Source organism: Vibrio sp. 03_296 (assembly GCF_002265885.1).
On the sequence record NZ_NPKW01000316.1, the window covers coordinates 1 to 425 of the forward strand.

Annotated in this window: 1 pseudogene; it reads right to left on the reverse strand. The window is 45.2% G+C overall.

Annotated features, from left to right (window positions below):
• Window positions 1–256, reverse strand: a pseudogene (locus CIK04_RS24290) (amino acid permease); the annotation flags it as partial.
• Window positions 257–425 lie beyond the last annotated feature (169 nt).

Genomic DNA, 425 nt, shown 5'->3' on the forward strand with positions numbered 1-425 from the left:
ATAAGCGGCTTTGCTGCCTAAAGGCTTTTTCAACCAGTCATACATGCCGGATTCTGAGTTCTTATTAGCAGAAACAAATTCGGCAATAATAAAAACGAATGGAATGAAATAGACCACGGTTGCTAAGAGAAAAATGGGGGCAGAGCTGAGCCCAGTTCGATGTTGTTGTTGACGATATTGCGCACGTTGAAAACCGCCGCAAAGGTCATCGACAGCAAGCAAKTATCTCWATGGTGCCACGCAGTGATTCAGACATAGTTCCTCCCGTATCCGTCTGCAGTAAAACAAAAAATGGATCAGTGAATGAAAATAATCTGCCAGCCATTAGAGTTGTTATGGGGGCGGGCAGGGTGAAGGGCAGAGCGTTTTTCTCTGCCCAAGTTTTCGGTCATCAACCTAGAATGGTTGAGCGTCATTTATGGAAG